This is a genomic window from Caballeronia sp. LZ008 (assembly GCF_031451435.1).
Classification (GTDB): Bacteria; Pseudomonadota; Gammaproteobacteria; order Burkholderiales; family Burkholderiaceae; genus Caballeronia; species Caballeronia zhejiangensis.
The window spans coordinates 1,641,180-1,665,025 of record NZ_JARUXK010000001.1 but is presented as its reverse complement, the minus strand read 5'-3'; the positions used below and the strand labels follow the sequence as shown (position 1 = coordinate 1,665,025).

The following is a 23,846-nucleotide window of genomic DNA, read 5'->3' as shown; positions in this document are numbered from 1 at the left end:
CGTTTGCCTTGGCAGTAAGGCAGCACAACAAAGGCGAGCGGGTTGATCCGCTCGCCTTTGTCACATCGAACGGCCGAAGATGAACGTCACCGAATACTACGAAAACGAACTGCGCACGCGGGGTTATCAATCGGACGAGGCGCAGCTCGCGGCGGTCGCGCGTCTTCAACAGTGCTATGAAGAGTGGGTCGCGTACAAGGCGCGCCGCTCGAACGCGCTCAAGAAGTTTCTCGTGCGTCCCGAGTTGCCGCGCGGCGTCTACATGTGGGGCGGCGTCGGGCGCGGCAAGAGCTTCCTGATGGACAGCTTCTATGCGGTCGTGCCGGTGCAGCGCAAGACGCGTCTGCATTTTCACGAATTCATGCGCGAGGTGCATCGCGAACTGGAGGAGCTGAAAGGGCAGTCGGATCCGCTGGACGAACTCGCCAAACGCATCGCGAAGCGTTATCGGCTGATCTGTTTCGACGAGTTTCACGTCTCCGATATCGCCGACGCGATGATCCTGTATCGCCTGCTCGACCGTCTTTTCAAGGCCGGCGTGCAGTTCGTGATGACGTCCAATTACCAGCCCGACACGCTGTATCCGGAAGGGCTGCATCGCGATCGTCTTCTGCCCGCGATCGAGCTCATCAAAGAGCATCTCGACGTGCTCAACGTCGATGCCGGCACCGATTACCGCAGGCAAACGCTCTCGACGGTGAAGGCGTATCACACGCCGCTTGGTGCGTCGGCGAGCGAGGCGTTGCGTGCGGATTTCGCGAAACTCGCGGCCGTGCCCGACGAAAGCCCGATCCTGCACATCGAGAAGCGCGAGATCAAGGCATTGCGCAAAGCCGACGGTGTCGTTTGGTTCGACTTTGCGACGCTATGCGGCGGCCCGCGCTCGCAGAACGACTATCTCGAACTGGCGAACCGCTTTCACGCGGTCATCTTGTCGGACGTGCCGCAAATGACGCCGCGCATGGCATCGGAAGCGCGCCGCTTCACCTGGCTCATCGACGTGTTCTACGACCACAAGGTCAAGCTGCTGATGTCGGCGGCCGTGCCCGCGGAAGAACTGTACGTCGAAGGGCCGATGGCCAACGAGTTCACGCGCACGGTGTCGCGTATCGTCGAGATGCAGTCGAAGGAATATCTGGAGGCGCCGCGCCGCGTCACCGATATTTCGCTGACCTAATACGAGTATCAAAAATCTGCGGTAGGCCAATCGGCATAAGGTTTTGCGAGCAATTTCAAGATTCGGACCACTCCGATTTGCTGGCTTTCAGGTACTCGGTATCGTCGATACCGGTTATCAGTCAGTAAATTGGAGAAACTACCGTGAAGCCCTATCGCGACATGTCCGACGAAGAATGGCAGATGGTTGCACCGCTGCTTCCCGAACTGCGTCCGCGTTCGGAGTTGCGGGGCCGGCCGCTCGCCAATACCCGCGCCGTGCTCAACGGTGTGCTCTGGGTCATGTACAGCGGGGCGTCATGGTCCACGCTGCCGCGCAAATATCCGTCGTATCAGACGTGCCATCGGCGCTTCAAGGCGTGGCACGAATCGGGCGTCCTGCTGCGCGTCATGACGCAGTTGTTCGGGCCGGCCGGCGAATCGCTCTATGCGTTGATGACATCGCGCATGCGTGTGCCGGGGGAATTCAAGCCGGAAGAGCCGAACCTGCCCGCCGAAGCACAAGCGGAAGAGGCGCAACATCGTCACGCCGCATGATTGCTCGAAGCGTGCTCGCGAGATGAGCAAAGCCGGTCGAAGATCGACGTCTTCGACCGGCTTTGTCTTTATATAAAGCTATTGCTGGCGCACCCAGGTTTGCGAGCGCCCCAGCAGCGAAACGCCGATATACCCGCGCACGACGAGCTTCTTGCCACCGTCTTCCAGTTTCATGTTGCACTTGTAGAGCTTGCCGCTGTCCGGGTCGAGAATCTGGCCGCCTTCCCACTCGTCGCCGTCCTGACGCATGCCGGTGATGATCGTCATGCCCTTGATCAACTGATCCTTGCGTTCGTCCGTGCAGGCCGTGCAGCGCCGTTCCGGATGATCGAATTCGCCGATGCCACGCACGACCTTGCCCGACAACTGCCCGTTGCCGTCGTCGGCGATCTGGATGATCGCTTTCGCTTTGCCGGTCTGATCGTCGATGGTCTGCCAGGTGCCGACGGGCGTCGCCTGCGCGAAAACGCTCGCGGCGAAAGTGGCGCACAGCGCGCCGAGCGTCACGCGTGCGCCGCGCGAGCCGATGAAACGGGTCATGTCGTCTCCTTGTCGTGAACGGCCGAGCATACGAGAAAGCGACCGTTCCCGTCTGAGAAGAATCGTTCTAGACGCGCGCGGACCGAAAACTCAGACGGCGCGTTTAAGACCCGCTTCGAGCGTGGCGAACGTGCGCTCGTCGGTGCGATCGAAATGGAGCGGCGTGACCGACACGCTGCCTGCCGCCACCACCGCCGTTTCGCTATCGGGCGAATTCGGGCGCGGGCCACGCTGAAAGCGCAGCCAGTGATAGTCGATGCCGCGCGGATCGACGAGCGGCAACACGTCGATGCCTTCCACGAGCCCGATGCCTTGCCGCGTCACGGTGAGCGGACCCGCGGCAGACGCGTCGCAATCGGGGAAGTTGACGTTCAGGCACGTCGGCGCCTCGTGGGAAATCGAGAGCAATTGGCGGATCACGCCCGGCGCCAGCGCGCGCGCCGTGTCCCAGCGCACGTTCTCGCGGTCCGTGAAAGCCTGACTGAGCGCGATCGACGGCAAGCCGAGCAAGAGGCCCGTCATCGCCGCGCCGACGGTGCCGGAGAACATCGTTTCGACGCCGAGATTCGCCCCGCGGTTGATGCCGGACAGGACAAGTGTGGGCGGCGCGTCTTTCATGATGTGGCGCACGCCCATCACGACGCAGTCGCCTGGCGTGCCCTGTACGCCGAAGCGCCGTTCGCCCTGACGCGAGATGCGCAGCGGCGAATGCAGGCTGATGGAATGCGAAGTGCCGCTCTGATCGTGCTCGGGCGCGATGACCCAAACTTCGTGCGCGAGTTCGGCGGCGACCGCTTCGAGCACGGCGAGGCCGGGCGCGTCGATGCCGTCGTCGTTGGTGATGAGCACACGCTGCACGATGGGTAAGAGGGCGGACATCGCGAATCACTCCTTGGTCGGTGATGAAAAAGTATCGACCGATTATTACAGAGTTCGCGTTCCCGGGCGTCCGCGGCCCGTATCGAAATGAAGCCTTACTTGACGCCGAGCCCGCGCAGCACGGCGTTGCCGTCTTCGGTCAGGCGCACTTTCGGGGTGCCGGCGTCCGGCGACACGATCTCGACATAGCCGTATTCCTGCAGCGAGGCGACATCGGGCGTGGCGGCCATCACATCGATCGGCGCGTGCATCAGCAGGAGCAGCGTGGCGATTTCGTGATGGCTCAGAAGCTTTTTGATGGCTCGCACGGGTGCGGAAGCCGGACGGCGGAGGTTCATGAACGATGTCCTCAGGTTTGCATGACGATGTGCGGCGCTTTCGGCTTGACGCTTCGCGCGGACCTTGATGTCGATGGAGTGCGGGCAGGTTATCGGCCGACTCTTAGGCGAAACTTAAAACGCGCGCCGCGCGGTGCGACGAGTTGTTACACGGGATGTCACGAAGTCAGCGCGCGCTTCAAATCAGAAGGAAATCAGAAGCGATAGTCGGGATTTTTCGGGTCGAACGTCAGGTCGTCGAAGGGTTTCGTCTCGATGCGCTCGAACACGACGCTTTCGAAAATCTCGCCGTCGTTGTCGTACGACTCCAGCGTGCGGAAAACCGGCCGTTCGAGGTCGAGTCCGAGCACTTCCTTTTTCGCATAGAAGGTGGGTTGGCCTTCGACCGTTTCGTAGGTGAGCGCGATCACGCGCAGTCCGTCGACGTTCTTCACTTCGATGTTCGTTGGTTTCGTGATGCCCGCTTCGGCGAACTTGCGCCCTTCGTCGATGAAGCGTTGCGTGATCGCGTCGATGCCGAGCTCGCGGATCGAATGATTCGACTGCGCGCGGGCGAGCGCGCCGTTCACCGATGCCCACATCGGCACGACGCCCAGAAAGCCGCCGAGATGACCGTAAAGCTGATCGGAACGCTTCGAATCGTCGTAGATGACTTCCTGGCCCGCGTGCCCGCCATCCGGCAGCCATTTCGCGTAGATGCGCAGCGGCTCGCGCGTGACGCGCACGAGCATGTGATCCGCGCGCTTCGGCCATTTGCCTTTGATGCGCTCGCGGCGGCGCATCGTGAACTCGCACGAATCGAAATCGCGTAAGCCGTCTTGCAGATAGCGCGGCAGCGTGCGCGCGTCGAGCGAGCGGAAGAGGGCGACGAGTTGCGCATCGTCGAGACTGGCGAGCGCGCCGCTTCCCGCCGATCGCGACAGCCATTGCACCTGCTGCTCGACGCCGAGATCGCCGATGCGCGCAACGTCATCGGATGGATCGGCGCGTGCCGCGAAAGACGCGAGCGCGAGACACAACAGGCTCGCGCAAGCGAACCGCAAGCCGGAAGCCGAGCGCGGCATGGGTATCTCCGTGAGGGCTAGCCCTGCGATGTGGATCCGGCGTCGCGCAGTTCGCGCCTGAGCACCTTGCCGATCGGCGTGAGCGGCAGCGCGTCGCGGAACTCGACATAAGCAGGCACCTTGTAGCCGGTCAGGTGTAAACGCGCGAACTTCAGCAGTTCTTCCACCGTGAGCGTGTCGTCGCGACGCACGACGAATGCCTTCACGCGCTCGCCCGTCACCGGATCGGGCACGCCGACGGCCGCGACCGCGCGCACTTTCGGATGCGCCGCGAGCACGTCCTCGATTTCGTTCGGATACACGTTGAAGCCCGACACGATCATCATGTCCTTCTTGCGGTCGATGAGCCGGATGATGCCGCGCGCATCCATCACGCCGATGTCCCCGGTCGCGAGCCAGCCGTTCGCGTCGATGGCTTTCGCCGTGTCTTCCGGACGGTTCCAGTAGCCCTTCATCACTTGCGGACCCTGGACGCAAAGCTCGCCCGGTTCGCCGACGTTCGCCCACGCGCCATCTTCGCGGCGCAGGCGCACGAGCGTGGACGGCACCGGCACGCCGATGGTTCCATCGAAAGCGCTGTCGCCGTGCGTATCGAGCGGCGTCGCGGCGACGAGCGGCGAACACTCGGTCAGGCCGTAACCTTCGACGAGCGTTTTGCCCGTCAGCGCCCTGAAGCGCTCGGCGATCACCCGCTGGGTCGCCATGCCGCCCGCCATCGCGAGCTTGAGCGACGAGAAGTCGCGCTGACGGAAGGCTTCGTTGTCCATCAGCGCGCTGTAAAGCGTGTTGAGCGCGGTGATCGCCGTGAAATTCTCGCGACGCAGCGCGCGCACGAGGCTGCCGATATCGCGCGGATTGACGATCAGCACGTTGCGCGCGCCGATCGCAAGAAACGCGAGCGCATTCACCGTGAGCGAATAGATGTGATACAGCGGCAACGGCGTGACGACGGTCTCTTCGCCCTCGACGAGCCGCGCGCCCGCCCATGCAAGCGCCTGCATCAGATTGGCGATCACGTTGCGATGCGTGAGCATCGCGCCCTTGGCGATGCCTGTGGTGCCGCCGGTGTACTGAATGAACGCGATATCGCCGTGACCGACGCGCACCGGCTCGAACTTGCGCCGCGCGCCGAGCGCGAGCGCTTGCGGCAGGCGCACGGCATCGGGCAGCGCGTAGGCGGGCACCTGCTTTTTCACATAGCGCAGGATCAGATCGATCGCGCGGCCTTTCACGTTGAGACCGCTGCCGAGCAGATCGCCGAGCCCGGTCACGACGATGTTCCTTACGCGCGATCCCGGCCGCGCGTCCTGCACGGTCTTGGCGAAATTCTCGAATACGACGATCGTCTGCGCGCCGCTGTCCTTCAACTGAAGGCCGAGCTCGCGCACCGTATAGAGCGGATTCACGTTGACGACGATCGCGCCCGCGAGCAGCGTGCCGAAGAGCGTCACCGGATAGACGAGCGTGTTCGGCATCATCAGCGCGACGCGATCGCCGGGCTTCACGCCGATGCCCTGCAGATACGCCGCGAACGCATGCGCCTTCTCGCCGAGCGTCGCGAACTTCAGTTCCGAGCCGAGGCTCACGAACGCGACATGACCGGCAAAACGCGCGACGCATTCGTCGAAGAAATGCGCGAGCGAGCGATAGCGCGAAGGATCGATCTCATGCGCGACATCCGGCGGATACGACGCATACCAGATGCCGTCTGTCGCGTGCGGCTCGGAAGTCCCGCGCGGCGCTGCCTGTCCCGGGCTCATGTGGTGTCTCCGTCGGCTTGTATTTTTTTGGCCGATATTTCCGGCTACCGCTCCAGTATCGCGACGACGCCTTGTCCGCCCGCCGCGCAGATCGAGATCAGTCCGCGCAACGGCTTGCCGTCGCTGAGCGCGGGCGCGTTCGCGAGCATCTTCGCCAGCGTGCCGATAATGCGCCCGCCCGTCGCCGCGAACGGATGCCCCGTCGCGAGCGAGCTGCCGTTCAGGTTCAGACGCGCGCGGTCGATCGAACCGGGCGGCGCGTCGAGTCCGAGCGCGGTGCGGCAGTATTCGTCGTCTTCCCACGCGGCGAGCGTGCACAGCACCTGCGCCGCGAATGCTTCGTGGATCTCGTAGAAATCGAAGTCCTGCAATGCGATTCCGGCGCGCGCGAGCATCGGCGGGACCGCGTAGACGGGCGCCATCAGGAGGCCTTCGCGCTTGTCGAAGAAATCGACGGCGGCGGTCGCGGAAAACGTCAAGAACGCCTGCACCGGCAAGCCACGCTCGGCGGCCCATTGCTCGGACGCGAGCAGCACCGCCGATGCGCCGTCGGTGAGCGGCGTCGAGTTGCCCGCGGTGAGCGTGCCCGCGTCGCGATCGAAGACGGGCTTGAGCGCCGACAACTGATCGAGCGATACGTCGGGCCGCAGCGTGTTGTCGCGCGCGAGGCCTTTGTACGGCGTCATCAGATCGTTGAAAAAGCCGCGCCCGTACGCCGCCGCGAGCTTGCGATGACTCTCCTGCGCGAGCGCATCCTGCGCCTCGCGCGAAATCTTCCAGCGCTTGGCCATCAGTTCGCAGTGCTCGCCCATCGAAAGGCCCGTGCGCGGTTCCGCATTGCGCGGCAGGAGCGGCCTGAAGAACATGCCGGGCCGCAGTTTAGCGAGCGCGCCCACGCGCTGTCCCGCCGAGCGCGAGCGATTCGCTTCGAGCAGGATTCTGCGCATGCGCTCGTTCACCGCGATGGGCGCGTCCGACGCCGTATCGACGCCGCCCGCGATGCCCACGTCGATCTGTCCGAGCGCGATCTTGTTCGCGACCAGAATCGCCGTTTCAAGGCCGGTGCCGCAGGCTTGCTGCACGTCGTAGGCGGGCGTTTCCTTCGCGAGCGTCGTCGACAATGCGGCTTCGCGCGTCAGATTGAAATCGCGCGAATGCTTGACGACCGCGCCCGCCGCCACTTCGCCGAGGCGCATGCCGTGCAGGTCGAAGCGATCGACGAGTCCTTGCAGCGTGAAGCTCAGCATGTCCTGATTCGACGCGCTCGCGTACGCCGTGTTCGAGCGCGCGAACGGAATGCGATTGCTGCCGATTACCGCGACACGACGCGCTTCGCTCATGGCAGCTCCCATTCGAAATGGCCACGCAGATGCGGCCGGTCGCCGGCGAGATCGCGCACTTCGAAATCGCGCGCGACGGGCGAGGGCGCGGCGGTCCACAGCGTCGCATCGCCGGGAATGTATAGCGGCGTCGTGAAATCGCCGTGGGCGTAACCGGAAGCCAGCGCCTTGACCGGATGCAACGCGGCGAGCGTGCGCGCGAGCGTCCACATGCCATGCGCGATGGCGCGTGGAAAACCGAACGCTTTCGCGCTCAGCATGTGCAGATGGATCGGATTGAAGTCGCCCGACGCCTTCGCGTAGTCGCGTCCGAGTTGCGGCGGAAGCTGCCAGCGCGCTTCGCGCGCGAGCAGCGGCACGCGTACGTCGGCGGCATTGGCGATCTCGATCGACGGCGCCGCGCGCTCGCTGCGCGCGCCGCGCTTCAGATACACGCTGTCGCCGTCCCACACCGCCTCGCCGCGCCGATAGATGCGCGTATGCAGCGTGAACGCCTGGCCCTTCTGATGCGGCACGAGCGGCCCGCATTCCACTTCGATGCGCAACGCCTGACCGGCCGCGAGCGGACGCCGCAGCCGCACGCTGTTCGACAGATGCACGACGCCGAGCGCGGACCACGGAAACGACGGATCGGTGAGCATCATCAGATGCAAGGGAAAAGCGAGAACGTGCGGAAACGTGAGCGGCACGCCGTGCTCGGGAATGAAGCCGCACACGCGCGCGTATCGGCCGACCTGTTCGGCGTCGATCCTCACATTCGGGCGCACGAGCCGCAACGCGGGCAGCTCCGGCGCACGCGCGCGCCGGAAAAGCGCGGGCAGCGCGCGGCCGTAGAGCTTCGCGGGCGGCGGCAGCGTTTCGACGACGACGGTGCGGGCGCGCGGCATGGTCGGTGCGTGCATCGCGTTCTGCCTCCTCACGCGCCGATCAGGCTCTGGCCGCACACGCGCACCACGTTGCCCGTGATGCCCGCGCTGCCCGGACTCGCGAGCCACGCGACGGTCTCGGCGACATCGACGGGCAAGCCGCCTTGTCCCATCGAATTGAGGCGTCTGCCGGCCTCGCGCACGCCGAAGGGCATACGCGCGGTCATATGCGTTTCGATGAAGCCCGGCGCGACCGCGTTGATCGTGATGCCGCGCTCGCGCAGCAACGGCGCCATCGCGTGCACGCGGCCGATCACGCCGGCTTTCGACGTCGCGTAATTGGTCTGCCCGCGATTGCCCGCGATGCCGCTGATCGACGACACCGCGACGATGCGCCCGCCCGCGCGCAACACGTTCTGCGCGAGCAGCACGTCGTCGATGCGTTCCTGCGCGAGCAGATTGATGTCGATGACGCTGTCCCACATGTCGGCGGTCATGCGCGCGATGGTCTTGTCGCGCGTGATGCCCGCGTTATGCACGACGATATCGATGCCGCCCGACGCAGCCAGCGCCGCCGCGATTTCGGCGGGCGCTTCGGGCGCGGCGATATCCGCGACGAGCGCCGCGTGCGCGCCCGATGACGGCGACGCGTCTTCGATCGCGAGCATGGTCTGATCGAGCGCATCGCGGGCGGCGTCGATATCGAGCCCGGTGACGATCGCGCCGTGCTCGGCCAGCACCGCCGCGATCGACGCGCCGATGCCGCGCGCCGCGCCCGTCACGAGCGCGCGTTTGCCGGCGAGCGGCTTGGCCCAGCTTGGCGGCGCGTCGGCGGGCGCATCGATGGTCACGACTTGGCCCGAGACATAGGCCGAGCGTGGCGAAAGGAAAAAGCGCAGCGCCGACTCGACATCCGCGCCATCGGCTGCGCGCAGCAGATTCGACGTAATGCCGTTGCGCGCTTCCTTGCCGAGCGAGCGGACCATGCCTTCGAGCGCATGCTGCGCGGTCGCGGCGCGGACGCTCGAGCGCGTGGCGGGCGGACGCCCGAGCACGACGATGCGCCCGTTCTTCGCGAGCGAACGCAGCGCATCGTGGAAGAACGCGTAGAGCGAATGGAGTTGCGCGCTTTCGCCGATGCCGGTCGCATCGAAAATCAGCGCCTCGACGCGGTCGGTCGCGGAAGCGTCGCGCGAGCGCGGCTCGAAGCGGCCGCTCATCGCGCCGTGCCGCGCGGCGACCGGCAGCCAGCCGGACGCGCTTTCGTGCGCGATGCCCGTCATGCCGATCGCCGACAGCACGGCCATCAGATCGTCGAAGAGCGCGGGCGACGGCCCCGCGCCGATGGCGGCCATGCCGCCGAATTCGGCCTGATCCGCGCGATGGCGGCGCAAAACCTCGGGACGCGGAAGGCCGAGCGAGCGTGCAATGCTCGTGCCGAAGGGCGAATTGACGAAGTCGAGATAGCGGTCTTTCATCGATTGTCGATCGGTCGTCGGGCGCGCGGGGCGGTGCCTTTGGTCCTGAATGCTTCAGGCAATGGCTTCGGGCAAGTGCCGCTCGAGCGCCGCGCTGCGCTTTTGCAATGCTTCGAGGATACCGAAGTCTGCGGAAAAATCATCGACTTTCACCGCTTCCTTCGCATGAGCGGCCCATTCGGCGAGCAGCGCGCGTTCGTTTTCGTCGATGAGACCGCGCGCCGCCGCCGTCTGCGACCAGGCTTCGATGTCGTGCGGGCTTTGCGGCAGCGGGGCGGCGGCGCCCGCCTTGACGGCGTCCCGCAGACGCGCCTCTAGCGCCGCGACGGCAGGCGTGAGCGCGAGCAGCTTTTCGCCGCGCGCGATCGGATCGTCTTCGAGCGCCGAAACGTGCGAGCCTGCGACGAGGCGCTCGCGCGCGTCGCCGGGTGCTTGCATCAGCATCGCGACGTCGTTGCCGAGCGCATCGACGCTAGGGGCGTGCGGCAAGCCGAACGGGAACGCGACGATGCGCAGAAACGCCGCCGCCGCGCGGTTCGGATAGTTCGCGAGCAAGCCCTCGAACGCGGCGCGCGCCTGATAAAGCGCGTCTTCGGCGCCCCAGCGCACGAGCGGCAGATCGCTTTCAGGGCGGCCATCGTCCTCGAAACGCTTGAGCGTCGCGGAGAGCAGATACAACTGCGAGAGGATGTCGCCGAGACGCGCCGAAAGACGTTCGCGGCGTTTCAGCTCGCCGCCGAGCGTGAGCATCGACACATCGGCGAACAACGCGAACGCGCTCGACAGACGCGTGGCCGCGCGATAGTACGGCACGAGCCGCGCATCGGCGCGCGCGGGCTTCGCGACGAACACGCCGCCGCCGCATGCGTACACGAAGGCGCGCATCGCGTTCGATGCCAGAAACGCCGCGTGTCCGAAGAACGCGGCGTCGAACGCGCGCAGATCGTTGTCGCGCGTTGCGGCCATCTCCTTCAGCACGTAGGGGTGACACCGGATCGCGCCCTGTCCGAAGATGATGAGACAGCGCGTCAGGATATTCGCGCCTTCGACGGTGATCGAGATCGGCATCTGCTGATACGCCCGCGCCAAAAAATTCGACGGTCCCATGCAGATGCCCTTGCCCGCGACGACATCCATGCCGTCGTTGATGACCTTGCGCGCGCGTTCGGTGATGTGATACTTCGCGATCGCCGAGATGACGGACGGCTTCTCGCCGAGATCGACGGCCTGCGCGGAAAGACGCCGCGCCGCGTCCATCACATAGAGATTGCCGCCCATGCGCCCGAGCGCTTCCTGTATGCCTTCGAAGCGGCCGATCGGCGTGCGGAACTGACGGCGCGCGGCGGCATACGCGCCGGTGCCGCGCACCGCGAGCTTCGCCATGCCGACGTTCGACGAAGGCAGCGAGATCGCGCGGCCGGCGGCGAGGCATTCCATCAGCATGCGCCAGCCGTTACCCACTTGCGCGCGTCCGCCGATGACCCAGTCCATCGGGACGAACACGTCCTTACCCCAGTTCGGGCCGTTCTGGAACACGGCGTTGAGCGGCCAGTGCCGCCGTCCGATGTTCACGCCGGGATGGTTCGTCGGAATGAGCGCGCAGGTGATGCCGGGCGCGTCGTCGTCGCCGAGCAGGTGATCGGGATCGAGCGCGCGAAAGGCGAGGCCGAGCACGGTCGCGATCGGACCGAGCGTGATGTAGCGCTTTTCCCACGTGACGCGAAATCCGAGCGTCTCGCGGCCCTCATGCACGCCGCGACACACGATGCCGATATCCGGGATCGCCGCGGCATCCGATCCGGCGTATGGGCTGGTCAGCGCGAAGCACGGAATTTCATCGCCGCGCGCGAGCCGCGGCAGATAGTGATCTTTTTGTTCCTCGGTGCCGTAGTGCAGAAGCAGCTCGGCGGGACCGAGCGAATTGGGCACCATCACCGATACGGCCGCCGCCGACGAATGCGTCGCGAGCTTCATGATGACCTGCGAGTGCGCGTACGCGGAGAAAGCCTTTCCGCCATAGCGCTTCGGAATGATCATGCCCAGAAAGCCCTGTTCCTTGAGGTAAGCCCACGCTTCTGGCGACAAGTCTTGCCAGATGGCGGTCGTATCCCAGTCGTTCGACAGGTCGCACAGACGCGCGCATTCGTTGTCGATGAAGCTTTGCTCTTCCTGCGTGAGCTTCGGCGTGCCGTGTACGAGCAGGCGGTCCCATCGCGGGCGGCCCGAGAAAAGCTCGGCGTCCCACCAGACCGTGCCGGCTTCGATGGCGTCACGCTCCGTCGACGACATCTCCGGCAGGATCTTGCGAAACACGGCGATTACACGGCGGCTGACGAGCGCGCGACGCATCGGTGTCAGCGTGAGCGCGAGCGCCGGAAGCACGAAGACGATCGCGAGCAGCGTCGCGCCGAGCGGGCCCGTCAAACCGGTCAGCGCGCCGGCGGCGACCCAGACCGCGAACCCGGCGAGCCATGCGAGCGCCGGCGCTTGCAGGAAGGCGAGCGTGCCGGCGAGCAGGAGGAAAGCGATGACATACAGGGCAGGCATCACGAATCTCCGGTATTTGAACACTCGGAGCACACACCATGCCACAGAATAAACAAGAGCATAACGACCGATTAGAACTCTAATTCGGAAGTCTCATTCTTTAGGATGTGTCCACTTCAAGGATTCGAGATTCGGGCGTTATGCTTTTGTTTCGCATTAGCACCGACAAAATCGAATGATTAGTTCGATTTACTAAACAAAATTAAAGCGATTGGATTCTTGACACCCCGCAGTACGCGGGGCGTCAAAGGGGCTGTGGGTCGTTCTTCGCGGGATGCGCCACAGCAGGTCACATCGGAGGGCTTCTAGTGTGACCACCTGCCACGCGTACGGTGGCCATAGGAGCATATTTGGAAATGGAGACGAGAGATCACTTAGTCAGGCTAAGCATGGGCGCCGTTCCTGATGACATCGGTGTTTCTGACTGGATGCTGCTTACGGGGGATGTGCTGTATTTGCTGGCCCGTTGCAGTGGAGAGGTCAGTTATCTGCGTGTGCCGCTGGATCTGGAACTGCTCAATAACGTGCGGAAGTCGACCATGCGAAAGGGAGATGGCGTGTATCGGAATAGTCGAGGTGAGCCGACACTGCTTGCCACGTATCTGGCCTTCGTTTTTCTGCAGCGGGACGTGCCGATTCAGGCTATCAGGCGCGAACTCGGCCTGTCCGAAGCGATGATGAATCTATTGCTCGTTGTCTGGCATTTTGCCGTCGGCGTCATCGATTGCGGTAGCCGATTGCAACTGATTCCCCCGCTGCCGTTCGAGGGAAACGGAGATGTCTAGCTCGTGGGAACGTCGGCAGCGCCAATTCGGAAACATCTGGTGGGGATGGCCGTGAAACGAGCTAAAAATATCGAGAACTCGCACCGCGATTGCCCTGGTCGAGGGGTGCGAGCGAGTATCGGTCCTGACTCCGCTCAGGCGAAGCCAGGACGCGTAGGAATGCCGTGATCGGGTTTGCAGACCCGCGCACGACGATCGCAAACTACAGTCGTCTCCTGTAGGCAGCAATCACCTGCCGTTAACAATCGGCAACAGGAGAGTAAGTGTTCCTAAATAAATGTGTTTACCGAGTCGAGCTAAAAATAAACTCGCTGTACAGAGAGACCGCGCCGATCGATCGGAGCTACGTTTTCGACAGCAAGCTCTATCTCTTCAGCAACGGCACGGACGGCTATAGCTATCGGTCCATATCGCTGGACTGCTCGGCGCCCAGGAGATTGCGCAAGGAGTTTCGGGTCGTCGAGGCGTCGCCGGGCGGCGGCGTCCGAGGACGCGTCGACTTCAAGAGGAAATTCCAGGCGCTGGCATTGCTGCACGATGGCGCGCCGGTCGTCGAGGTTTCGCGCGAGGTCAACTTGTCGGTGACGACGGCTTATCGCTATCGCAGGGAACTGCACGGCCTCGTCGCATTGCGCCCGCAGAACACGAATTCGCTGCTGCGGATGCTTGCCTTTCGGGGCGACGAAGCGCGATAAGCGAGGCGCGTCGGACGCGAGCCGGGTGGCGGAGAAACGCAGCTATTCGTCGCGCCGGCTTCTTGCGCAAAGCGGGTCATATCGACGCCCCTGCGCTCGCGGCTGAAGAAAGTGAACGCCGCGAGCACTGGCGCGTCGCAGTGTTCGCACGAATATGAATCGGCGAACGCAGATTCGTTTCGATTTCAATTCGACATCCGGGGACCGAATCGGAAACGGAATTGCGAACGGAAAACGAAGGCGGAAAGCGAAGGCGGAAAACAAAAAACCCCGCGACGATGCGCGGGGTTTTTGCGTGCGATGCGCTCGAACGAGCGTCTCGCGAAAGAGGGACCTTGGTGCCCAGGAGAGGACTCGAACCTCCACGGTGTTGCCACCGCTAGGACCTGAACCTAGTGCGTCTACCAATTCCGCCACCTGGGCCAAGGGGTACAGCAAGCCCGCTATTCTAGCGGGAACGGGCGCCGTGTCAATCGAAAAGTCATACGACTCGTCTACGACAAAAACACGGTCTCCGCATAAAAAGAAAAAGCCACCCGAAGGTGGCTTTTTCAAACATCTGGTGCCCAAGAGAGGACTCGAACCTCCACGGTGTTGCCACCGCTAGGACCTGAACCTAGTGCGTCTACCAATTCCGCCACCTGGGCAAGGGTGCGTGTTACTTCAAATCTGCTGTGCTTTACTGTCGTTCGACTGACTGTTAAGCAGCAGAGAACGCAATTATAGCGAGCCTGACGCATCTGTCAAGCGTTTCGATGCGATGCCTGTAACGAGCCGCGAAGCGCGCCGCGTCGGCGTCTCGCGCCCGTGGCGCTTAAAAGACGGGTGTTAGAATGACCCGCAACGATGACCGCATTATTGGTTGCAAAGCACCGCAAAAGTCCCGTCCAACGAGAAAAAACACGACTACGCCCTTGAGCAAATATCCGTATCCGATTCCGAGCCGCGAAGAAATTCTCGGCGTGCTGCGCACGAGCGAGACACCGCATGCCGCGAACGACATCGCCGAAGCGTTGTCGATCAAGCGCCAGGAGCGCGAAGGATTTTTCAAGCGACTGGCGGCCATGGAACGCGACGGGCAAATCCGCCTCGACAAGCGCGGCCACTATCAACTCACGCATCCGTCGAATTTTGTTGCGGGGCGCGTCCAGGGGCATCGCGACGGCTTCGGCTTTCTGATCCGCGATGACGGCCAGGACGATCTCTTCCTCCCCAATGGCGAAATGCAGAAGGTCATGCACAACGATCGCGTGCTCGCGCGCATCGTCGGCTATGACCGGCGCGGACGGCCGGAAGGGCACATCGTCGAGGTCACGGATCGCGCGAACAAGCGCGTCATCGGGCGCCTCGTCAACGAGAACGGCGCGCTGATTCTCGTGCCCGAAGACAAGCGCATCGGGCATGACATCCTCATCACGCAAAATCCGAAGAAGGCGAAGGTCGGGCAGGTCGTGTCGGTCGATCTGACGGATTTCCCGAGCCGCCATTCGCAGCCGCTCGGACGCGTGGTCGAAGTGATCGGCGATATCGACGATCCCGGCATGGAAATCGAAATCGCGGTGCGCAAGTACGGCGTGCCGCACGAATTCAGCGACGCCGCGCTCGCCGCCGCCGCCAAGCTGCCCGACGAAGTGCGCGCGGCGGATATCCGTCATCGCGTCGATCTGCGCGACGTGCCGCTCGTCACCATCGACGGCGAAGATGCGCGCGATTTCGACGACGCCGTGTATTGCGAGCCGGTCGCCGTCGGACGTGGTCAGGGTTTTCGTCTGCTGGTCGCGATCGCGGACGTATCGCATTACGTGCGTCCGAACGAAGCGCTCGATATCGATGCGCTCGATCGCAGCACGTCGGTGTATTTCCCGCGCCGCGTGATTCCGATGCTGCCGGAGAAGCTGTCGAACGGCCTGTGCTCGCTAAACCCCGATGTCGATCGCTGCGTGCTCGTGTGCGACATGGTCATTACCGCGCGCGGCGAGATCAAGGCGTATCAGTTTTATCCCGGCGTGATGCACTCGGCGGCGCGCCTGACATACACCGAAGTCGCGGCCGTGCTCACCAACACGAAGGGTCCGGAAGCGGCGAAGCGCGCCGATATCCTGCCGCAGCTGCAGAACCTCTACGGCGTCTACAAGTCGCTGCATGCCGCGCGCCAGAAGCGCGGCGCCATCGACTTCGATACGACCGAGACGTATATCGTCGTGAACTCGCAGGGCAAGATCGAGCAGATCGTGCCGCGTCATCGCAACGACGCGCATCGGCTGATCGAAGAATGCATGCTGGCCGCGAACGTCTGCGCGGCCGACTTTCTGAAGCGCAACAAGCATCCCGGTTTGTATCGCGTGCACGCGGGGCCGACGGAAGAGAAGCTCGAAAACCTGCGCGCGTTCCTGCGCGGCGTCGGCTTGACGCTCACCGGCGGCGACAAGCCGCACGCGAGCGATTACGCCGCCCTCATCGCGCAGATTCGCGACCGGCCCGACGCGCAGATGCTGCAATCGATGGTGCTACGTTCGATGCAGCAGGCTGTCTATAGCCCGGACAACATCGGCCATTTCGGCCTCGCTTATGAGGCGTACGCGCACTTCACGAGTCCGATCCGGCGCTATCCCGACTTGCTCACGCATCGCGCGATCTACGCGATCTTGCAGGGAAAGAAGTATCTGCCGGACGTCGGCCACGATGTTTTCCTGAGCACGGGCCTCACGAAAGCCGCGCGCGAACTGCAGAAGGCCGACGACTCCGCGCGTGGCCGCGCTCGCAACAGCGTCGCGATCTGGGAAGAGCTCGGGCTGCATTGCTCGTCGAACGAGCGTCGCGCCGACGAAGCCTCGCGCGACGTCGAAGCGTGGCTCAAGTGCTACTTCATGCGCGACAAGCTCGGCGAGGAATACGGCGGCATGGTGAACGGCGTGACGTCGTTCGGCATTTTCGTGCAACTGGATTCGCTCTTCATCGAAGGACTCGTGCATGTGACCGAGCTCGGCTCGGACTATTTCCAGTACGACGAGATCAAGAACGAACTGCGCGGCGAGCGCACGGGCATTCGCTACCGGATGTCCGATCGCGTGCGCGTGCAGGTGAGCCGCGTGGATCTCGATGCGCGCAAGATCGATTTCCGGCTGGTTCGCGATACGCCGGTGAAGCCGCCGTCGCCGCGTCCGTCGACCGGTGCGAGCGATGCAGCGGCTGCCGGCATCGGCGCGGGACCGCGTATCCGTCCGTTCGGCGACGACGACGCCCCGAGCACGCGCGCGCGCGGCGGCACGAAGAAGGGCGCGGCGCTTGCGGCGAGTCCGCGCGGCGGCGCGGCGAAGAAGCGCGGAGCGGCGTCGAAGTCGGCATCGCAGGGACGGCCGGCGCGCAAGAAACGTTAGGGCGGCGCGTCAATACAGCCGCCATCGAATACGCGCGGTCCGATGCTTCGTGCTTCGGACCGCGTCGTGCTTTTCAAGTTTTCACCGAAGGTTCGAATCAGTCATGTCACGTCTCAAGGTTCTATACGGATTTCACGCAGTGACCGCACGTTTGCGCGCGGATGCATCGTCGATCGAGGAGGTGCTGTACGACCCCACGCGCAAGGATCGGCGCATGCAGGACTTTCTGCGGACCGCGAAGGAAGCGGGCGTGCGGCTGATCGCGGCCGATGAAGCGCGTCTCTGGGGGCTGTCGGGCAACGTCCAGCATCAGGGCGTGGTGGCGCGCGCGCACGATTTGCCGCTCGCGCAGAATCTGGCCGAACTGCTCGATGGCATTTCGGGCACGCCTTTGCTGCTGGTGCTCGACGGCGTCACCGATCCGCATAATCTCGGCGCGTGTCTGCGCGTCGCGGATGCGGCCGGCGCGCATGCGGTGATCGCGCCGCGCGATCGCTCGGCGGGCCTGAACGCGACGGCGGCGAAGGTGGCGAGCGGCGCGGCGGAGAGCGTGCCGTATATCACCGTGACGAATCTGGCGCGCGCGCTGCGCGAACTCAAGGAGGCGGGCGTCTGGGTGATCGGCACGGCGGGCGAGGCGACGGCATCGCTTTACGAGACCAAGCTGGATGGTCCGGTGGCGATCGTCGTCGGTGCGGAGGGCGAGGGCATGCGTCGCCTGACCCGCGAGACGTGCGACGAAATCATGAATATCCCGATGGCGGGGACGGTCGAGAGTTTGAATGTGTCGGTGGCGTCGGGGGTTTGTTTGTTTGAGGCGGTGAGGCAGCGGGCGGTGAAGAAGTAAGGGTCAGGGTCCAACGTCATTCATGGCTTTGAAGCGACTTAGTGATCCTTCGGCGGTTCATGCCGCGCTGGAAGAATTCGATCGGATCGGCCGATCCGCGTTTTTGGATAAATACGGTTTCAGGGAAGCGCGAGACTATTTTGTCGTCTTGAATGGGCGACGCTACGATTCGAAGGCCGTCGCTGGCGCGGCTTGCGGCTACCAGTTTCCCGCCGTCGGACCGTTGCGTGCGAAAGATTTCAGTGGCGGCGCGCTCACGGTCGCGCGCAGGCTCGAAAGCTTGGGATTCCAGGTTTCGAGCCCGGGAGCGAATCCGGGCGCTTCGCAGCGAGTAAGCAGTACGTTCGCGCAAGCGGAATGCGAAGCCCGGGCGCGGGCAGAATCGAGCGGCGCATTCGATCCATCGTGCATCGAAGACGCCCGCAAGAAGACACTCGTTTCCATCGTCGTAAGGCAAGGCCAACCCGCGTTTCGCAATGGACTGCTCAAAGCCTACGAGCGCCGTTGCGCGCTCACGGACTGCGCGGTCGAAGCGGTTCTCGAAGCCGCGCATATCTGCGGCTACATGGGCACTGAAACCAACGACGTTCGAAACGGCCTTTTACTTCGCGCGGACTTGCACACGCTTTACGACCGCATGCTGATTACGATTGACCCTGCGACCTATGAAGTGTCGATTTCGCCGGAACTGAAGGGCAGCGAGTACGCCGCGCTAGCCGGCAAAAGGCTTCGGCTTCCGAAAGATCCCAAAAGCCAGCCGAGCCGCGACGCGCTTCTCACCCACTGGATGCACGTGCATTCGCTTCGAGAAATGCAATCGTGACGAGCACCACACGCGCGATTCGTCTTGCCGCAGCAATCTCCGCATGCCTGCTCACCGCCTGCACCGCGATGCAAGACCGCACCACCTACATCGCCGACACGCAGTACCACGCGAAGAACGCCGATTCCCGCATCCGTTTCCTCGTGATGCACTACACGGAGATCGACGAAGCGGGATCGCTCGCCGTCCTGACCGGCGACGAAGTCAGCGTGCACTACGTCGTCCCCGACGCCCCGCGCATCGAGAAAGGCGAGCCGGTCGTCTATCAACTGGTGCCGGAAGACAAGCGCGCCTGGCACGCCGGCGTGAGCTCGTGGCAGGGCGCGACGGAGCTGAACGCGTCGTCTATCGGCATCGAGAACGTGAATCTCGGTCCGATCGGCCCGTCGAGCGATGGAAAATGGCAGCCGTATCCGCCCGCGCAAGTCGATGCGCTCATCAAGCTCTCCCGCGATATCGTCGCGCGCTACCACATCCCGCCGACGCGCGTCGTCGGCCATAGCGACATCGCGCCGCAACGCAAGATCGATCCGGGTCCGCTTTTCCCGTGGCATGCGCTATACGACGCCGGCGTGGGCGCATGGCCCGACGACGCGGCTGTTGCCACGCATCTCGCGGGCCGCGATCCGAAGGCGCCATCGGACGTGCGCGCGCTGCAGGAAAAGCTGAAGCGCTACGGCTACGAAGTCGCGACCGACGGCGTGCTCGACGCCAAAACCCGCCGCGTCTTCAGCGCGTTTCAGATGCACTTTCGCCCGTCGGATCACGCGGGCAACGCGGATGCAGAAAGCGACGCGATCGCCCAGGCCCTGCTCGATAAATACTTCCCACAATGAACGACTGGTTTCCGACACTGCGCGCGATCCACATGACATGCGCCGGCCTTTCCATCGCCGGATTCGTGCTGCGCTGGATCTGGATGCTGACGAATTCGCGCCTCCTCGCCGCGCGCGCGACGAAAATCCTGCCGCATATCGTCGATACGCTTTTGCTCGCGAGCGCCATCGCGCTGGTCGCGATCATCGGCTTTTCGGCGAACGCTGCGTGGCTCGGCGCGAAAATCGCGGGGCTCGTCGTCTATATCGTGCTCGGCACGTTCGCGCTCAAGCGCGGCCGCACGAAGGGCGCGCGCGCCGTTTATGGCGTGCTGGCGATCGTCGTGTTCGCGTTCATCGCGTCGGTGGCGCGCACGCACGATCCGCTCGGCTTCCTGCACGCGTTGGCATGATCCGCGAGGCCGTCGCCCGCGCTCCGATAAAATCTCAGTTTTCACCGATACAGCAGCACCGCTCCCATGACTCAAGACGAACTCAAGCAACTGGTCGGTCAGGCCGCCGCCGACTACGTGAACGCGAACGTGCCGGAAGGCGCGATCATCGGCGTCGGCACCGGATCGACGGCGAACTGCTTCATCGACGCCATCGCGAAGTCCAAGGCGCGTTATCGCGGCGCGGTGTCGAGTTCGCTCGCGACCACGGCGCGGCTCGAATCGCACGGTTTCAAGGTGTTCGATCTGAACGACATCGAAACGCTGTCCATTTACGTCGACGGCGCCGATGAAATCGACGCGAGCGGCGCGATGATCAAGGGCGGCGGCGGCGCGCTCACGCGCGAGAAAATCGTCGCGTCGGTGGCGGACGTGTTCGTGTGCATCGCCGACGCGAGCAAGCGCGTCCCGGTGATGGGCACGTTCCCGCTGCCCGTCGAAGTCGTGCCGATGGCGCGCACGGCGATCGGCCGCAAGCTCGCGGCGCTCGGCGGCGTGCCGATCGTGCGCGTGACGAAGGACGGCTCGCCGTTCATCACGGACAACGGCAACGAAATCCTCGACGTGAAGGGCCTGTCGATCACCGATCCGCGTGCGCTCGAAGCGCAGATCAACGCCTGGCCGGGCGTCGTGACGGTCGGTCTGTTCGCGGCGCGCGGCGCGAATATCTGTCTGCTCGGCACGGAGAACGGCGTCGAGCGCATCGACTACAAGTAAGTCACGCGCGCACCAAGCGAAAGGCCCGGCGATCCGAAAATCGCCGGGCCTTTCGCGTTTTTACGCCGATCAATACGCGTTGCGTCCGATGAATCCCTTGAACATCGTCATCGCGACGATCTTGATGTCGAACCAGAACGACCAGTTGTGAATGTAGAAGAGGTCGAACTTCACGCGGCTTTGCATCTTCTCGACCTTTTCCGTCGCGCCGCGATAGCCGTTCACCTGCGCCCAGCCGGTAATGCCGGGCTTGATGCGGTAGCGGAACATGTAGCCGTAGACGAGATCCTTGTACAGATCGTCGTGCTCGATCGCGTGCGGGCGCGGACCGACCACCGACATATGCCCGAACAGCACGTTCAGGAACTGCGGCAGCTCGTCGAGGCTCGTGCGCCGCAGGAACGCGCCGACCTTCGTCACGCGCGGATCGTTGCGCGTCGCCTGCGTCACTCGACCGTGCTCGCGATGCACGCCCATCGAACGGAACTTGTAGATTCGAAACGGCCGTCCGTCCGCGCCCTTGCGATGCTGCGTGAAGAACACCGGACCCTTCGAGGTCGTCTTCACGGCGATCGCGATCGCGATCATCAGCGGCGAGAGCGCGAGCAGCGCGGCCGCCGCGAACAGTCGGTCGAAGAGCATCTTCGGCCACATCTGCAGCGTGCTGATCGGAGACGTCGTCAGGTTGATGGTCGCGAGCCCGGCGACATCCGTCATCGAATGATTGAAGAGGGAAATGCTGCGCGTGTCCGGAATCAGCCGCAGATTCACGAAATCGTGCCGCAGCGCATGCACGAAGCGGTAGATCGTGTGCTCCTGCGACAGCGGCAGCGCGAGCCACACTTCGTTGATTTCCTCGGCGCGCACCTTCTCGACGAGTTCGTCGAAATCGTTCAGCACCGGCAAACGATTGCCGCCCATGCCGATCGCGGTCGTCGGCGTGGGCATGCCGCTGATGCCGCTCGCGTGCAGTTCCTCGTCGCCGGTCGTATCGAGAATGCACACCGGAGTAAAGCCCTGTTCGGGCGTGCTGCACAGGTGCGCGAGCAAGGTCCGCGAGAAACCCTGCGCGCCGACGATCGCCACGGTGCGCTGATTCAGGCCGCGGCCGCGCATCAGGCGCAAGGCCGAGTACACGATCAGCTTCGAAGCGATGATGAGCGCGCCGGAAATGAGCGTCGAATACGCGAACCAGAGTCGCGACACCGTATCCATGCGATGTAGCGTGAAGGCGAGCAGCAGGGCGCCCGCGACGACCGCCATCCACGCCAAAGTGACGCGCGCCAGCATCATGGCGAACGGCTTGCCGCGCCAGGTTTCATACACGCCGAAAGCAGGGAAGAGCAGGAGGGCGAGTGCGGAGTTGAACGCGATCAGAAGCCTTTCGATATCGCTGACGAAATCCAGCGACGAAAAGCGTACGTCATGCGCGATCAATCCGCCCGCGATGATGAGACAGACATCCAGAACACGCGCCAGCCATGAGAACAGATCGAGGTTTTTTTCTTGCATTAATCCTAGCCGTTAGACACTTGAGGCCGATATCGCCTCGGTTGCACGAAGACGCGGAAGTAGTCGGTCGAACTCCCGCTTGACGAGCCCGTAGCACTCGCATGCGCGTGCTTCCAGACCCTCGCGATCCACGACCTTGATGCAGCCGCGGCTGTGATGAATGAGACCCGCGTCGTGAAGCTTGCCCGCCGCTTCGGTCACGCCTTCGCGGCGCACGCCCAGCATGTCCGCGATCAGTTGCTGCGTGACCTGCAATTCGTTCGACGCCGTGCGATCGATTTCGATCAGCAGCCAGCGGCAAAGTTGCTTGTTCAGCGAGTGATGCCGATTGCATGCCGCCGTCTGCGCGACCTGCGTGAGCAGCGCCTGCATATAGAGCAGCATCAGGCGGCGCAGGAAGTCCGAGCGGCCGAACTGCTCGCGCAACGCTTGCGCGCTCATGCGATACGCGAAGCCCGGGCATTGCACCTGCACGCGGGTCGGCATCGTTTCGCCGCCGGTCAGAACCGGCACGCCAGTCATGCCTTCGCGTCCCACCGCGGCAATCTCGACCGAACCGCCGTCTTCCATCGTGTGCAGCAGCGAGATGATCGCCGTCGTCGGGAAGTAGACGTGGTGAATCCGTTGGCCGGAGTCGCACAGCAGTTGCTCGGTGCGCAATTGCACGAGTTCGAGATGCGGCGTGAGCGCCTGCCATTCGTGCGCAGGAAGCGCGCCAAGCAGATGATTGCCGTGCAGGTCGGACTGGAGGGTCAGCATGATTGTTCTCTCTCGTAACTTTCGCGCGTTGCGCTTCAATTTTTATTTACTGATGTGACCGTTTTCGAAGATTGCCGCTTGCGCCGGTTCCTCGAGGAAGGATGACATCAGCCCCGTAGCCGCCCGTTTCGTACTTGAATTGCTTTTGGTTGATCGCACTGGTCTGGGTTGCGTGCTTCTATTAGCGAGGACTGTGCCAATGCGGGCAATCGCAATGCTGGCGGGGCCTCATAACTCGTGCACTTTTTGTGATGCAGCGCAGCGCTGCGTTTTTGTTTCAGTCTTGAACATCGGTGGTCTTAGGAATACGTGCGTGCCCCGATGAGTTTCATCAGCGCATACCCCTCGAATGGCGGTTGAGGATTTTTTGACCACGGTGCGACAGGCCTCACGGGTCGACATCCCTTCGACATACCACCTTCTTTCGTAGGGACAATGGAAAATGATTCATCCGTGTTCCATCGGCTCCGTGGGCTGGCGAACGCGTGTTTATCCGAGCGCTGTTTGATTCCCCACGAAGCCTTGCCGGATAAGGCTTT

The 23,846-nt window shown here is 63.5% G+C and carries 21 protein-coding genes and 2 tRNA genes; 10 read left to right on the top strand and 13 right to left on the bottom strand.

The features are described 5' to 3' along the window. The first annotated feature begins 79 nt into the window (after window positions 1–79). Together zapE and QCE49_RS07755 are read left to right on the top strand one after the other, a co-directional pair. Window positions 80–1,177, top strand: a complete 1,098-nt coding sequence (zapE, locus tag QCE49_RS07760) for a cell division protein ZapE (RefSeq protein ID WP_034473201.1) — start codon at window positions 80–82, stop codon at window positions 1,175–1,177. A gap of 143 nt (window positions 1,178–1,320) precedes the next feature. After that, the gene (locus QCE49_RS07755; RefSeq protein WP_008349245.1) at window positions 1,321–1,713 is read left to right on the top strand and encodes a transposase; all 393 of its coding nucleotides are present in this window, start codon (window positions 1,321–1,323) and stop codon (window positions 1,711–1,713) included. 78 nt (window positions 1,714–1,791) lie between these two features. Here QCE49_RS07755 and QCE49_RS07750 read toward each other — a convergent pair whose 3' ends face one another. The 9 genes from QCE49_RS07750 to QCE49_RS07710 all read right to left on the bottom strand — a co-directional run bounded on the left by QCE49_RS07750 (window position 1,792) and on the right by QCE49_RS07710 (window position 12,525). Beyond that, window positions 1,792–2,253, bottom strand: coding sequence for a DUF2147 domain-containing protein (locus QCE49_RS07750; RefSeq protein WP_250457732.1), 462 nt, complete (start codon window positions 2,251–2,253; stop codon window positions 1,792–1,794). A gap of 90 nt (window positions 2,254–2,343) precedes the next feature. Next, a complete protein-coding gene (surE, locus tag QCE49_RS07745) occupies window positions 2,344–3,132 on the bottom strand; it encodes a 5'/3'-nucleotidase SurE (RefSeq protein WP_250457733.1) in 789 nt (262 codons plus the stop codon). Between the two features lie 95 nt (window positions 3,133–3,227). Next, window positions 3,228–3,470 (bottom strand): hypothetical protein, encoded by a 243-nt coding sequence (locus tag QCE49_RS07740; protein ID WP_008349248.1) that lies wholly within the window; start codon window positions 3,468–3,470, stop codon window positions 3,228–3,230. Window positions 3,471–3,664: 194 nt separating this feature from the next. Further along, on the bottom strand, window positions 3,665–4,534 hold the full coding sequence (locus tag QCE49_RS07735) for a DUF1571 domain-containing protein (protein ID WP_250457734.1): 870 nt from the start codon (window positions 4,532–4,534) through the stop codon (window positions 3,665–3,667). 17 nt (window positions 4,535–4,551) lie between these two features. Further along, on the bottom strand, window positions 4,552–6,294 hold the full coding sequence (locus QCE49_RS07730) for an AMP-binding protein (RefSeq protein WP_250457735.1): 1,743 nt from the start codon (window positions 6,292–6,294) through the stop codon (window positions 4,552–4,554). A gap of 44 nt (window positions 6,295–6,338) precedes the next feature. Further along, window positions 6,339–7,634: an acetyl-CoA C-acetyltransferase gene (locus QCE49_RS07725; protein WP_250457736.1), complete on the bottom strand. Its 1,296-nt coding sequence runs from the start codon at window positions 7,632–7,634 to the stop codon at window positions 6,339–6,341. Next, the gene (locus QCE49_RS07720) at window positions 7,631–8,536 is read right to left on the bottom strand and encodes a MaoC family dehydratase (protein ID WP_250457737.1); all 906 of its coding nucleotides are present in this window, start codon (window positions 8,534–8,536) and stop codon (window positions 7,631–7,633) included. The genes QCE49_RS07725 and QCE49_RS07720 overlap by 4 nt, the downstream gene beginning before the upstream one ends. Window positions 8,537–8,550: 14 nt before the next feature. Next, window positions 8,551–9,978, bottom strand: coding sequence for a 3-oxoacyl-ACP reductase (locus QCE49_RS07715; protein WP_250457738.1), 1,428 nt, complete (start codon window positions 9,976–9,978; stop codon window positions 8,551–8,553). A 54-nt stretch (window positions 9,979–10,032) separates the two neighbouring features. Then, entirely contained in the window at window positions 10,033–12,525 is a 2,493-nt protein-coding gene (locus tag QCE49_RS07710) for an acyl-CoA dehydrogenase (RefSeq protein ID WP_250457739.1), read from the bottom strand. A 356-nt stretch (window positions 12,526–12,881) separates the two neighbouring features. Here QCE49_RS07710 and QCE49_RS07705 point away from each other — a divergent pair, with 356 nt between their 5' ends. Then, a complete protein-coding gene (locus tag QCE49_RS07705; RefSeq protein ID WP_250434848.1) occupies window positions 12,882–13,310 on the top strand; it encodes a hypothetical protein in 429 nt (142 codons plus the stop codon). Window positions 13,311–13,747: 437 nt separating this feature from the next. Continuing rightward, window positions 13,748–14,005 (top strand): helix-turn-helix domain-containing protein, encoded by a 258-nt coding sequence (locus QCE49_RS07700; RefSeq protein ID WP_008349260.1) that lies wholly within the window; start codon window positions 13,748–13,750, stop codon window positions 14,003–14,005. Window positions 14,006–14,341: 336 nt separating this feature from the next. Here QCE49_RS07700 and QCE49_RS07695 read toward each other — a convergent pair. Beyond that, window positions 14,342–14,428 (bottom strand) — tRNA-Leu (locus tag QCE49_RS07695). A gap of 137 nt (window positions 14,429–14,565) precedes the next feature. After that, window positions 14,566–14,652 (bottom strand) — tRNA-Leu (locus tag QCE49_RS07690). Window positions 14,653–14,919: 267 nt separating this feature from the next. On the opposite strand from QCE49_RS07690, the gene rnr reads away from it, so the two are divergent. The 6 genes from rnr to rpiA all read left to right on the top strand — a co-directional run bounded on the left by rnr (window position 14,920) and on the right by rpiA (window position 21,036). After that, window positions 14,920–17,382 (top strand): ribonuclease R, encoded by a 2,463-nt coding sequence (gene rnr / locus QCE49_RS07685; protein WP_250457740.1) that lies wholly within the window; start codon window positions 14,920–14,922, stop codon window positions 17,380–17,382. A gap of 103 nt (window positions 17,383–17,485) precedes the next feature. After that, window positions 17,486–18,229 carry a 23S rRNA (guanosine(2251)-2'-O)-methyltransferase RlmB gene (gene rlmB, locus QCE49_RS07680; RefSeq protein ID WP_008349264.1) on the top strand — a complete coding sequence of 248 codons (744 nt, stop codon included), beginning with the start codon at window positions 17,486–17,488 and terminating at the stop codon, window positions 18,227–18,229. Window positions 18,230–18,251: 22 nt separating this feature from the next. Next, complete coding sequence (locus QCE49_RS07675; protein ID WP_241814145.1) at window positions 18,252–19,052, top strand: HNH endonuclease; 801 nt, start codon at window positions 18,252–18,254, stop codon at window positions 19,050–19,052. Between the two features lie 68 nt (window positions 19,053–19,120). After that, entirely contained in the window at window positions 19,121–19,888 is a 768-nt protein-coding gene (locus tag QCE49_RS07670; RefSeq protein ID WP_250457760.1) for an N-acetylmuramoyl-L-alanine amidase, read from the top strand. Further along, window positions 19,885–20,280 carry a SirB2 family protein gene (locus tag QCE49_RS07665; protein ID WP_008349269.1) on the top strand — a complete coding sequence of 132 codons (396 nt, stop codon included), beginning with the start codon at window positions 19,885–19,887 and terminating at the stop codon, window positions 20,278–20,280. Before QCE49_RS07670 ends, QCE49_RS07665 begins: the two co-directional genes overlap by 4 nt. Window positions 20,281–20,346: 66 nt before the next feature. Then, window positions 20,347–21,036: a ribose-5-phosphate isomerase RpiA gene (gene rpiA, locus QCE49_RS07660; RefSeq protein ID WP_008349271.1), complete on the top strand. Its 690-nt coding sequence runs from the start codon at window positions 20,347–20,349 to the stop codon at window positions 21,034–21,036. 69 nt (window positions 21,037–21,105) lie between these two features. Here rpiA and QCE49_RS07655 read toward each other — a convergent pair whose 3' ends face one another. Both QCE49_RS07655 and QCE49_RS07650 read right to left on the bottom strand, forming a co-directional pair. Continuing rightward, window positions 21,106–22,527, bottom strand: a complete 1,422-nt coding sequence (locus tag QCE49_RS07655) for an undecaprenyl-phosphate glucose phosphotransferase (protein WP_033536392.1) — start codon at window positions 22,525–22,527, stop codon at window positions 21,106–21,108. Between the two features lie 33 nt (window positions 22,528–22,560). Further along, window positions 22,561–23,307 carry a Crp/Fnr family transcriptional regulator gene (locus tag QCE49_RS07650; protein WP_008349275.1) on the bottom strand — a complete coding sequence of 249 codons (747 nt, stop codon included), beginning with the start codon at window positions 23,305–23,307 and terminating at the stop codon, window positions 22,561–22,563. Window positions 23,308–23,846 lie beyond the last annotated feature (539 nt).

Coding starts and splice junctions, on each gene's coding strand:
- QCE49_RS07665 (WP_008349269.1), top strand. CDS start 19,885: ATGAACGACTGGTTTCCGACACTGCGCGCGATCCACATGACATGCGCC.
- zapE (WP_034473201.1), top strand. CDS start 80: ATGAACGTCACCGAATACTACGAAAACGAACTGCGCACGCGGGGTTAT.
- QCE49_RS07730 (WP_250457735.1), bottom strand. CDS start 6,294: ATGAGCCCGGGACAGGCAGCGCCGCGCGGGACTTCCGAGCCGCACGCG.
- QCE49_RS07675 (WP_241814145.1), top strand. CDS start 18,252: ATGGCTTTGAAGCGACTTAGTGATCCTTCGGCGGTTCATGCCGCGCTG.
- QCE49_RS07740 (WP_008349248.1), bottom strand. CDS start 3,470: ATGAACCTCCGCCGTCCGGCTTCCGCACCCGTGCGAGCCATCAAAAAG.
- QCE49_RS07710 (WP_250457739.1), bottom strand. CDS start 12,525: ATGCCTGCCCTGTATGTCATCGCTTTCCTCCTGCTCGCCGGCACGCTC.
- QCE49_RS07715 (WP_250457738.1), bottom strand. CDS start 9,978: ATGAAAGACCGCTATCTCGACTTCGTCAATTCGCCCTTCGGCACGAGC.
- QCE49_RS07670 (WP_250457760.1), top strand. CDS start 19,121: ATGCAAGACCGCACCACCTACATCGCCGACACGCAGTACCACGCGAAG.
- QCE49_RS07650 (WP_008349275.1), bottom strand. CDS start 23,307: ATGCTGACCCTCCAGTCCGACCTGCACGGCAATCATCTGCTTGGCGCG.
- QCE49_RS07725 (WP_250457736.1), bottom strand. CDS start 7,634: ATGAGCGAAGCGCGTCGTGTCGCGGTAATCGGCAGCAATCGCATTCCG.
- QCE49_RS07735 (WP_250457734.1), bottom strand. CDS start 4,534: ATGCCGCGCTCGGCTTCCGGCTTGCGGTTCGCTTGCGCGAGCCTGTTG.
- surE (WP_250457733.1), bottom strand. CDS start 3,132: ATGTCCGCCCTCTTACCCATCGTGCAGCGTGTGCTCATCACCAACGAC.
- rlmB (WP_008349264.1), top strand. CDS start 17,486: ATGTCACGTCTCAAGGTTCTATACGGATTTCACGCAGTGACCGCACGT.
- QCE49_RS07720 (WP_250457737.1), bottom strand. CDS start 8,536: ATGCACGCACCGACCATGCCGCGCGCCCGCACCGTCGTCGTCGAAACG.
- rpiA (WP_008349271.1), top strand. CDS start 20,347: ATGACTCAAGACGAACTCAAGCAACTGGTCGGTCAGGCCGCCGCCGAC.
- QCE49_RS07705 (WP_250434848.1), top strand. CDS start 12,882: ATGGAGACGAGAGATCACTTAGTCAGGCTAAGCATGGGCGCCGTTCCT.
- QCE49_RS07750 (WP_250457732.1), bottom strand. CDS start 2,253: ATGACCCGTTTCATCGGCTCGCGCGGCGCACGCGTGACGCTCGGCGCG.